Consider the following 10,250-nt stretch of genomic DNA (forward strand, 5'->3'; position numbering starts at 1 on the left):
GTTCGGAATGTGATTAGAGCGCTTGACCCTGTTTTAAGTCTGGTGTGATGATACACGATCACTTGATACGAGTCACAAATTTGCCACTTCCCTATGGATCTACAATCGGATCAACGCCTTGCCGGGCTCACCGCCTGGGCTAATCAACAGCTTTCGACACTGCAGCTTTATCAAGGGCCTTCACTGCCATTGCAGTCTGTGTCCGGTGATGCCAGCTTTCGCCGTTATTTTCGTTGCCGTTTTGAAGGCAAAACGGCGCTTAATACCGGGCTTCAATCACTGATTTGCGTGGATGCCCCGCCTGATAAGGAAAACAACCCCGCCTTTATGCGTGTGGCGCGAGGGTTTGCCGCCGCGGGCGTGCCGGTGCCACAGTTGTTGGCGGTGGATCTGGAGCAGGGTTATATGCTGCTTTCCGACCTGGGCGATTGCCTGTTGAAAACGGTGTTAAACCCGCAGACGGTGGAGCAGTATTTCGGTGTTGCCCTGCGCGAACTTACCCATATTATGCAGGCTGATTTTTCGGCTGACCCACTGCCCCATTTTGACAGCGCCTTGTTGCAGCGTGAAATGGAGCTGTTTCGGGAGTGGTTTTGCGATCGCTTCCTGCAGCTGGATCTCAGCCAGAGCGAGCATGAATTGCTAACCGAGGTGTTCGCCTGGTTGCAGCAGCAGGCGCTGGCTCAGCAACAGGTGCCGGTGCATCGGGACTACCACACCCGCAATCTGATGGTGCTGGAGGATGGACGCCTGGGGGTGATTGATTTTCAGGATGCCGTGCTGGGGCCTGTAACGTACGATCTGTTGTCCCTGCTGCGGGATGAGACCTTCCCAACCTGGGATCAGGCCCAGGTGAAGTGCTGGGTGGCTGGTTTTGCTGCCCAGCTGCGACAGGCTGATCTATGTAGTGTGGATGACGAGCGCTTTTGGTGGGACTTCAATGGCATAGGCGCACAACGCCACCTTAAGGTGGCCGGAATCTTCGCCCGTTTGAAGTATCGCGATCACAAGCAGGGTTATTTGGAGCATACGCCTCAGTCCTTGCAATATATTCTTATGGAAATCAATGAATTAAAAGCGCGCGCGCCGGACTGTATTGGCCGTTTTTATGATTGGTTGCTGGCCCGGGTGGTGCCGCCGCTGCTGGTTAAATTTCCCAACAGCGATGCCCTGTTTACACCGACTGCCTTGGCACCCGTACCGTGAAGGCGATGCTGCTGGCGGCAGGACGCGGAGAGCGGATGGGCGCTCTCACGGCACGCTGCCCCAAGCCTCTTTTGTCGGTGGCAGGTAAACCCCTGCTGCGACACCATCTGGAGCGGATGAGTCAGGCCGGCATCCGTGAGGTGGTGGTGAATGTTTCCTACCTGGCGGATCAAATCGATCAGTATCTGCAGCAGCAAACCGACTTACCGCTTTCCATTCAGGTCAGTCGGGAAGCAGAGCGGCTGGAAACCGGTGGAGGCATCCACAATGCGCTACCCTTATTGGGGGAGGCGCCGTTTCTGCTGATAAACAGCGATGTGTGGAGTGATTATCCTTTGCAGCAGCTGCCAGCGAAACCTGACGGCATGGCGCATCTGATATTGGTGAGCAACCCGCCCCATAACCCGAACGGAGATTTTGGCCTGGACGGGGGCAAGGTGATGGCGCAAGGTGAGCCCCGTTATACCTTCAGCGGCATCAGTGTGCTCAGCCCCGAATTATTTAAAGGCTGTGAACCCGGCTGCTTCCCCTTGGCACCCCTGTTGCGCCAGGCTATGGAGCAGGGCACAGTGCACGGCGAGCACTACTCGGGTTGCTGGGTTGACGTAGGCACGCCGCAACGGTTGCAGGTGGTAGAACAGATTCTTCAGGAGCAAAGGCAGTGACATCCTTTATTTGGATAGGCCCCTTGGTGGGGTTGTTTGTAGGCTATTTTCTGGCCGGTGGCGGTGTTGTCGGTGTGGTGGGATCTTGTCTGGGTGGCTGGTTGGGCCATCAGTTTGACGTCATCATTCAGCTAAGCAGCAGCGTCTACCAGTTTGCGCAGCCTAAACCCAAGGGGCGCGATTCAGCCATTCAGGCTGCTTTTTTTCAGGCCACATTCGTAGCGCTAGGCCGTGTTGCCAAGTGTGATGGTGCGGTATGTGATGCGGAAATCCAATGGACCACTGCGGTGATGAATCGCATGGGGTTGTCGCCGGAGAAAAAGCGGGAAGCTGTTGAGCTGTTTGATCGCGGCAAGACCAGCAACGATATATCCGAAGAGCTGATCGCGCTCAGGAATGCCTGTGGCCGCCGCACCACGTTGCTGCAAATTTTTATGGAGATCCTGGTGCAGGCTGCCTTGGCCGATGGCAAGCTGGATCAACAGGAATGGGCGACTTTGTCGCATATTGCGCAATCCATTCGCTATCGCCTTTCTTTTTTGGAAAAGGTGGTGCGCAGTGCCCAGGCCTATCAGGAATTCAGGGCCGCCGGTTCCCAGCAGCCCTTATCAGAGCGCGATGAGCTGGTGCGTGCTCACGATATTCTGGGTGTAAGCCCGGATGCCACCGTGCAGGAAGTAAAGCGGGCCTATCGTCGCCTTATGAGCCAGCATCACCCAGACAAGCTCATCGCCAAGGGCATGCCAAAGGAAATGCTGGACATGGCTAAAGAGAAGTCGCAGGCCATTCGCGCCGCTTATGAGATCATCACATCCACGCGTAAAAAGTGATGTACTCAGGGTTTGAAGAGCGTTTCTCCCCAACCGCGGATGGCCTTGAGTAGGACCCGTTCGTAGCCAGTGAAGTCCTGGCTGCTGCCGGGAATAACCCGCTGCTGGTAGCCCTGATGTTGCAAGCGGGTTGCGTTCTGCTTGCGGGTTGCGGGGTTGGAGCGGGCATAAAATTCCGGCGCGATGTCCAGCACCGGTATGCGCAGATCCGTCATGTCTTTGGATTCATCAAACCCCTTCAGTTCTGGCAGTGGGGCTGGGTCGATGATCACCAGTCCGCTAATATCCTGCAGAAACAGCGTCTGTGCTTGTTTGGTTACCAGCGTCGCGCTGCTGCCCAGAGCAATGATTACCAATGGCAGAGGGCTTTTCCCTGCTAAGTATTGGGTGGCGCTGCGGACTCTGGAATCCAGTTTTTGCGGCACGTCCTCCGCCTTGATTTCCGCGTCAGAGCCAGCCTTTGAGTCTCCAGGGGGTTCATAGGAAGGCATCATGTCCGGTGGTTCGGTGGCCTCCGTGTCCAGCTCGGCTGCGTCATTCCCCATAGCCTTTCCCTCCGCGTCGGCATCGGTTGTGGCCGTGCGGGGAGGAATTTTCTGGATGGGGCGATAATCGGGCACGGCGATGCTCAGCGTATTCCAGCCTTTTGCCGCCAGCTGCTGGCGTAAGGTGCGCACTACCCCGGGCCAGTCCGGATTCTGAAGGTTGTCATGTAAAATCAAGGCATTAGCGAAAGTCTCGCCGCTGTGATCCGCTCGGTACAGGGCCAGAAAACGATCCTTGCCACTGCCCAGCCACTGGCTTTCCGTTGCCGAATCGGTGCTTGCCAGCAAAGCGGCTACCGACTCATTGCGCAGGGTTTCATTGCGTTCGACCGCAGCCTTTGGCTGATCGGCTGGCTGGCTCTGCGCTGCTGGGGGTGCCTCAGTTTGCGCCAGGCTAGCTGACTCCGGGTACCAGAGCGCGGCGAGCGAACACACCAGTATCGACAGGGTTGGGGCTTTTAATCCGAACATAGGCGTTGTTAATCAGCTTAGGCAAATTCTCAGTTGCCTTCAGTATAGACGGTGAGTGCAGTACAATGCGCGCTTCCTGCAAGCCGACCCGGAACTCTTTTACGGAAACACGCTATGACCGATTACCTGATTGCCCCCTCCATTCTTGCTGCTGACTTTGCCCGTTTAGGCGAAGAAGTGGACTCCGTGCTGGCGGCGGGTGCCGATGTTGTTCACTTTGATGTGATGGACAACCACTACGTACCCAACCTCACCATCGGCCCCATGGTCTGTAAAGCGTTGCGTAATTACGGTGTCACTGCCCCCATCGACGTGCACCTGATGGTGAAACCGGTGGATCGTATTATCGGTGATTTTATCGAAGCCGGAGCCACCTACATTACCTTTCATCCCGAAGGCAGCGAGCACATTGATCGCAGCCTGGCCATGATCAAAGAAGGTGGCTGCAAGGCCGGGCTGGTCTTTAACCCGGCGACCTCACTGGCCCATGTCGAGCACGTCATGGATAAGCTCGATATGATCCTGCTGATGTCCGTTAACCCCGGTTTTGGTGGCCAGAAATTTATTCCCCAAACCCTGGAAAAACTGCGTCAGGCCCGCAAACTCATTGATCAGAGTGGCCTGGATATCAGGCTTGAAATTGACGGTGGTGTGGGTGTGGGCAACATTCGAGAAATTGCCCAGGCCGGTGCCGACACCTTTGTGGCAGGGTCTGCCATTTTCGGTAAAGAAGACTACAAAGCCGTGATCGACGCCATGCGCGCCGAGCTGGCGCAGGCCTGAAATGCTGATCAAGCTGACCGGCCATTTTCAGGGCCACTTGCCGCAACTGATCGCTTTCGATCTGGATGGTACCCTGGTGGACAGCGTGCCGGACATTGCTGCCGCCACTGACCGCATGCTGGTGGCGTTGGGGCACCCGGCCGCCGGTGAGCAGCGCGTGCGCAGCTGGGTGGGTAACGGCGCGGGGCTGCTGGTTAAGCGTGCCTTGGCCGACAGTTATGATCCCGCGGCTGTGGCCGCTGTCAGCGATGCTGAATTCGATCCAGCCATGGCCGCCTTTCGTGAATACTATGCCGAGGAGAACGGCCGCCTGACCCGGTTGTATGCCGGTGTATCGGATGTGCTGAATGCCTTTTACGACCTGGGTGTGCCAATGGCCGTGATCACCAATAAGCCCAAGATCTTCGCCGATCCGTTGCTGGCAGAGCTGGATATCGCCCGCTATTTTGAATTGGTATTGGGCGGTGAATGCCTGCCTCAGAAAAAGCCCCACCCCATGCCACTGGAGCAGGCGTCCCGACAGTTTGGAGTCAGCTCAGCCCGCAGCTTGATGGTTGGAGACAGCCGCAATGATGTGGAAGCAGCCAAGGCCGCCGGGTGGGTAAGCGCGGCCCTGACCTATGGTTATAACCACGGCGAACCGGTGGCCAACAGCGAGCCGGACTGGTTGTTGGATGATTTTCGGGAGTTGATACTGTAGGCATTTGTGAATTTTGAGGGTTGGCAGAATCCTGCGCCTGGTGTAATGTTGGGGAATATTCGAATCAAATCCGTGTGCAAATAAAGTGAACAACATATTTTCGAATCAACCTTCCTCTCTGATCACCGATCTGCGCTGGCGATGGCGTTGGTGATACTCGTCTTCGGCTGGCTGTAACTTAAGCCCGGCCACCCCCATTGGTAACACGTTAAAAACGATTTCTGTAAGTTTTCTGTAACAACAGAACGTTAAGCATATCGGTCACTTGTGTTTTTGGGCACAAGGGGCGCAGCAAGAGCGGAACACTATGACACCGGACACGTTTAAATCATTGGCCGAACAGGGCTACAACCGCATCCCCCTGATGCGAGAGGCGCTGGCGGATCTCGAAACCCCCCTGTCTACCTACAAAAAACTGGCGGGCCAACCCTACACTTACCTGTTTGAATCTGTTCAGGGCGGTGAAAAGTGGGGCCGTTACTCCATCATTGGATTGCCATGCAGCACTCGCGTCATCGTGAGAGATCGCGAAGTGACCGTGCAAGAAGGGGATCGCATCCTCGAGCAAGTAACCGTCGACGATCCCTTGGCGTTCATCGAGTCGTTTCAGGGCCGGTATAACGTGCCCAATATCGAAGGGTTGCCCCGCTTTAACGGCGGTCTGGTGGGATACTTCGGCTATGACATCGTGCGTTATATCGAAAAGCGATTGGATAAACCGGCCAAATCAGATCCCATTGGGACCCCGGATATCATGCTGATGGTGTCTGATGATATTGTCGTGTTTGATAACCTGCGTGGCTCACTCTACGTGATAACGCATGTCGATCCTGCACAAGCGGATGCTTATGATCGTGGTCAGGCGCGGCTGGATGCCATCATCGAGCAGCTCAAGCAACCGTTGCCGCCGCAACCGGCCCCGCAGCGGTTTACCGTGCAGGAAAGTGATTTCAAATCCAGCTTTCCGCAGCCTGCCTTTGAACAAGCGGTGGATGACATCAAGGAATTCATTCTGTCAGGGGACATCATGCAAGTGGTGATCTCCCAGCGTATGAGCATTCCCTACCAGCTTCCGCCGCTGGATCTTTATCGCGCATTGCGCTGCCTAAACCCGTCCCCCTACATGTACTTTCTCGACATGGGCGACTTCCAGATCGCAGGATCTTCGCCGGAGATCTTGGCAAGGGTGGAGGAAGGCGTGGTGACGGTGCGACCTATCGCCGGAACCCGCCGTCGCGGTAAGACTCACGAAGAAGATCTGGCCATGGAGCAGGAACTGCTGGCTGACCCTAAAGAAATCGCCGAGCACCTTATGCTCATCGATCTGGGGCGTAACGATGTGGGGCGTATCGCAGAAATTGGCACCGTGGCCCTTACCGACAAGATGGTGGTGGAGCGCTATTCCCATGTTATGCACATTGTCTCCAATGTCGAAGGTCAGCTTAAACCGGAGCACAGTTGCATCGATGTATTGCGGGCCACTCATCCGGCAGGCACGTTGAGTGGTGCACCAAAAATTCGCGCTATGGAAATTATTCACGACATCGAACCGGTAAAACGGGGTGTCTATGGGGGGGCGGTAGGTTACCTCTCCTGGCACGGCGACATGGACACTGCAATCGCTATTCGCACCGCGGTTATCAAGGATGGTCAGCTGCACATCCAGGCCGGCGCCGGTGTAGTGGCGGATTCAGTGCCCAGACTGGAATGGAAAGAAACCCAAAACAAGGCTCGGGCAGTATTTCGGGCGATGGCCATGGCGGCCAACGGTCTGGTTCCGGTGGAGGAGTAAACCATGTTGCTGATGATTGATAATTACGATTCGTTCACCTACAACCTGGTGCAGTATTTTGGTGAGCTGGGTGCTGATGTAGTGGTAAAACGCAACGACGAAGTCACCCTGCAGGATATTGAAAACCTGGCACCGGAGCGGTTGGTGATTTCACCTGGCCCCTGTTCCCCCAACGAGGCGGGCATCTCCATGGATGCCATCGCCCACTTTGCTGGCAAGCTACCCATTTTGGGCGTGTGTCTGGGCCATCAAAGTATTGGGCAGGTGTTCGGCGGTAAGGTGGTGCGGGCCGATGCCGTAATGCACGGCAAAACCTCACCCATATACCACCGGGATGAAGGAGTCTTCAAGGGCTTGGCTAATCCCTTTGAGGCGACGCGCTATCACTCTTTGGTGGTGGATCGTCAGACCTTGCCCGAGTGTCTTGAGATCACCGCCTGGACCCAAGGGCAGGATGGTTCGATAGACAAGATCATGGGCATGCGTCATCGTGAATTTAAGATCGAGGGGGTTCAGTTTCATCCGGAATCCATCCTCACCGAGCAGGGCCATGATCTGTTGAAAAACTTTCTGCAACTGTAGAACCCGACAGTGCGCCCCGGCTTTCGGGCCGGGGGATCGTGCGGCGAAATGTGCTAGCATGGCCGCGAACCAAATGAAGGATTTACCATGAATATTCAGACCGCACTGAAGGCCATAGTCGAAGGCCAAAACCTGAGCGAGAGCGATATGTCCACCGTCATGGAGCAGATCATGACCGGTCAGGCCACCCCGGCCCAGATCGGCGGATTCTTGGTGGGGCTGCGCATGAAAGGCGAAACCGTCGATGAAATCACCGGTGCCGCCCGAGTTATGCGGGCGCTGGCGACCCCGGTATCGATCAAAGCGGAAAACCTGGTGGATACCTGTGGCACCGGCGGCGATGGATCCAAAACCTTTAACATTTCTACCACTGTGGCGTTCGTTGTGGCGGCCGCTGGCGGCAAAGTGGCCAAGCATGGCAACCGTTCCGTATCCAGCGTCAGTGGCAGTGCCGATGTGCTGGAAGCGGCCGGTGTGCATTTGGGGCTAAGCCCTGAACAGGTGGCCCGCTGCGTAGAAAGCATCGGCGTTGGTTTTATGTTTGCTCCCGCCCATCACAGCGCCATGAAGCATGCCATCGGCCCGCGCAAGGAAATGGCCATACGCACGGTCTTTAATTTATTGGGGCCGCTCACCAACCCCGCCGGTGCCAAGCGCCAGGTGATGGGTGTGTTCGCCAGGCAGTGGGTGCGCCCCATTGCCGAAGTATTGCAGCGCCTGGGTTGTGAGCATGTTTTAGTGGTGCATTCTGCCGATGGTATGGACGAAATCAGTATTGGTGCCGAAACCTTCGTAGCAGAGGCAACGCCTACCGAAATCACAGAATACAGTATTCAGCCTGAGGATTTCGGCATGACTCGGGCTGCCATCTCGACTTTGGCAGTAGACAGTGTGGAAGACAGCCTGGCCATGATCAAAGACGTATTGAGTAAAAAGGATGGGCCAGCAGCAGACATTGTGGCTTTGAATGCCGGCGCTGCCATCTATGTGGCCGGGCTTGCCTCTTCCATAAAAGAAGGTGTGGCGCTGGCCCAGGATGCCGTTGGTAGCGGACTGGCGCACGCCAAGCTGGGGGAGCTTGCGCAATTGAGTAAAGTGCTTCAGCAAGAAAATGCCGGTGAGTAGGTGAATAAAGGTATGAATGATAATAAAGGTGAAACCGCGAGCCACAGCCAGCACAACGATACACCCACTGTATTGAAAAAAATCGTTGCCCGTAAGTGGGAGGAAGTTGCCGAACGCAAACAGCAGCAATCGGAAGCGGCGCTGTTGGATAAGATCAGGCAGGCTGATGCGCCCCGTGGTTTTGTGAAATCCATGCAGGCCTCGTTGGCAGCAGGTCGATCCGCTGTCATCGCCGAAGCCAAAAAGGCATCCCCCAGTAAGGGCGTGATTCGTGAGCACTTCGATCCTGCAGCCATCGCCCGTTCCTATGAAGAGGGTGGAGCCTCTTGCATGAGCGTGCTCACCGACCGTGACTTTTTCCAGGGCCACGAAGATTATCTACAGCAAGCTCGGGCAGCCTGCTCGTTACCGGTTATTCGCAAGGATTTCATTGTCGATCCCTATCAAGTCATGGAAGCCAGAGCCATCAACGCCGACTGCATTTTGTTGATCGCCGCCTGCCTGGCTGATCAACAAATGGCAGAATTGGCCGCAGCAGCCACTGAGCTGGGGATGGATGTGTTGATCGAGGTTCATGACCGTCACGAATTGGAGCGATCACTGCCTTTGAACCAGACCTTGGTGGGCATCAATAATCGAAACCTCCATACGTTTGAACTGAGTCTTGATACTACGTTTGAGTTGTTGCCACACATCCCTCGGCAGCGGATTGTGGTAACAGAAAGCGGTATACTGGGCCATTCTGATGTTGAGCAGATGCGCGAGCATGGCGTAAACGCCTTTCTGGTAGGTGAGACCTTTATGCGGGCAGAGCGGCCAGGGCAAAAACTCCAGGAATTATTCTTTTAACGCCCAGCCTATTAGTTTTATAAGTGGGCGATCTGTGGACGCATTCAGAATAAAAATTTTGGTTATCGGTGTATACTAAGCTATTGGGTTGTTGATTCTGGTCAGTTTCAAGGCAAGTCAATCTGATATGGTCACAGTCAGTAGTTGTGATGCACAATAACGAATGGAATTGAATAACGGGGATAACACATGCAATTAATCGCAATTCTGGGTGTACTGGTAGCCGTCAATCTTGGCATTGTATATGTCGGGTCCGAAGCGGTAGACGAGAGCCAGCCTCAAGTAGAAGGCGTGGTGGAAGTGGAGGCGGTGGAAGCCAGCGCTCCTGAGCAACCCGCGGTGGACGTTAAAAGCGAAGCCGAAGCGCAATAGCCCAGACTGACAAGTCACTAATAGTGCAGTGATATTATGCCAAAAACCGCTGTAATTGGCGCTCTTGGCTATGGTATGTGCGCTGTATGTAGAGTACTTTGAGGGCGTTTTGCAAAGCAGCATCTAATAGGAGAGAGTTATGGGATCGGTTATCGCAATCTTCGGAACATTGATTGCCCTGAACCTTGGGTTCGGTTACTGGTTGTCTGAACAGAACGATATTCAACAGCCAGAAGAAGGCGTGGTTGAGATAGAAGAAGTATCTGTTGAAGAACCCGTTGAGCCACCAGAAGGCCAATAAGTCGCTCCTGTCGTAATCGGCGCGCCTAA

The 10,250-nt window shown here is 55.1% G+C and carries 12 protein-coding genes; 11 read left to right on the top strand and 1 reads right to left on the bottom strand.

Translation table 11 applies throughout. From position 1 onward, the window contains the following. The first annotated feature begins 93 nt into the window (after positions 1–93). From Kalk_RS15795 to djlA, 3 genes are read left to right on the top strand one after another with little or no spacing between them, the layout of a single operon-like run. Complete coding sequence (locus Kalk_RS15795) at positions 94–1,206, top strand: aminoglycoside phosphotransferase family protein (protein ID WP_101895169.1); 1,113 nt, start codon at positions 94–96, stop codon at positions 1,204–1,206. Beyond that, positions 1,203–1,871 (top strand): N-acetylmuramate alpha-1-phosphate uridylyltransferase MurU, encoded by a 669-nt coding sequence (gene murU, locus Kalk_RS15800; RefSeq protein ID WP_101895170.1) that lies wholly within the window; start codon positions 1,203–1,205, stop codon positions 1,869–1,871. Before Kalk_RS15795 ends, murU begins: the two co-directional genes overlap by 4 nt. Beyond that, a complete protein-coding gene (gene djlA, locus Kalk_RS15805; RefSeq protein WP_101895171.1) occupies positions 1,868–2,701 on the top strand; it encodes a co-chaperone DjlA in 834 nt (277 codons plus the stop codon). The genes murU and djlA overlap by 4 nt, the downstream gene beginning before the upstream one ends. A gap of 5 nt (positions 2,702–2,706) precedes the next feature. On the opposite strand, the gene Kalk_RS15810 is transcribed toward djlA, so the two are convergent. Beyond that, positions 2,707–3,717, bottom strand: coding sequence for a DUF3530 family protein (locus Kalk_RS15810; RefSeq protein WP_101895172.1), 1,011 nt, complete (start codon positions 3,715–3,717; stop codon positions 2,707–2,709). Positions 3,718–3,831: 114 nt separating this feature from the next. On the opposite strand from Kalk_RS15810, the gene rpe reads away from it, so the two are divergent. From rpe to Kalk_RS21255, 8 genes are all read left to right on the top strand, one after another. Continuing rightward, entirely contained in the window at positions 3,832–4,500 is a 669-nt protein-coding gene (gene rpe, locus Kalk_RS15815; protein WP_101895173.1) for a ribulose-phosphate 3-epimerase, read from the top strand. Between the two features lies 1 nt (position 4,501). Continuing rightward, on the top strand, positions 4,502–5,200 hold the full coding sequence (locus tag Kalk_RS15820) for a phosphoglycolate phosphatase (RefSeq protein WP_101895174.1): 699 nt from the start codon (positions 4,502–4,504) through the stop codon (positions 5,198–5,200). Positions 5,201–5,507: 307 nt separating this feature from the next. Beyond that, on the top strand, positions 5,508–6,992 hold the full coding sequence (trpE, locus tag Kalk_RS15825) for an anthranilate synthase component I (protein ID WP_101895175.1): 1,485 nt from the start codon (positions 5,508–5,510) through the stop codon (positions 6,990–6,992). Between the two features lie 3 nt (positions 6,993–6,995). Further along, positions 6,996–7,574, top strand: a complete 579-nt coding sequence (locus Kalk_RS15830; protein WP_101895176.1) for an anthranilate synthase component II — start codon at positions 6,996–6,998, stop codon at positions 7,572–7,574. An 87-nt stretch (positions 7,575–7,661) separates the two neighbouring features. After that, positions 7,662–8,699: an anthranilate phosphoribosyltransferase gene (trpD, locus tag Kalk_RS15835; protein ID WP_101895177.1), complete on the top strand. Its 1,038-nt coding sequence runs from the start codon at positions 7,662–7,664 to the stop codon at positions 8,697–8,699. Between the two features lie 12 nt (positions 8,700–8,711). Next, positions 8,712–9,548, top strand: coding sequence for an indole-3-glycerol phosphate synthase TrpC (gene trpC / locus Kalk_RS15840; protein ID WP_101895178.1), 837 nt, complete (start codon positions 8,712–8,714; stop codon positions 9,546–9,548). Positions 9,549–9,737: 189 nt separating this feature from the next. After that, on the top strand, positions 9,738–9,920 hold the full coding sequence (locus Kalk_RS15845) for a hypothetical protein (protein WP_101895179.1): 183 nt from the start codon (positions 9,738–9,740) through the stop codon (positions 9,918–9,920). Positions 9,921–10,059: 139 nt separating this feature from the next. After that, on the top strand, positions 10,060–10,221 hold the full coding sequence (locus tag Kalk_RS21255; protein WP_158643532.1) for a hypothetical protein: 162 nt from the start codon (positions 10,060–10,062) through the stop codon (positions 10,219–10,221). Positions 10,222–10,250 lie beyond the last annotated feature (29 nt).

The organism is Ketobacter alkanivorans, assembly GCF_002863865.1.
Lineage (GTDB): Bacteria > Pseudomonadota > Gammaproteobacteria > Pseudomonadales > Ketobacteraceae > Ketobacter > Ketobacter alkanivorans.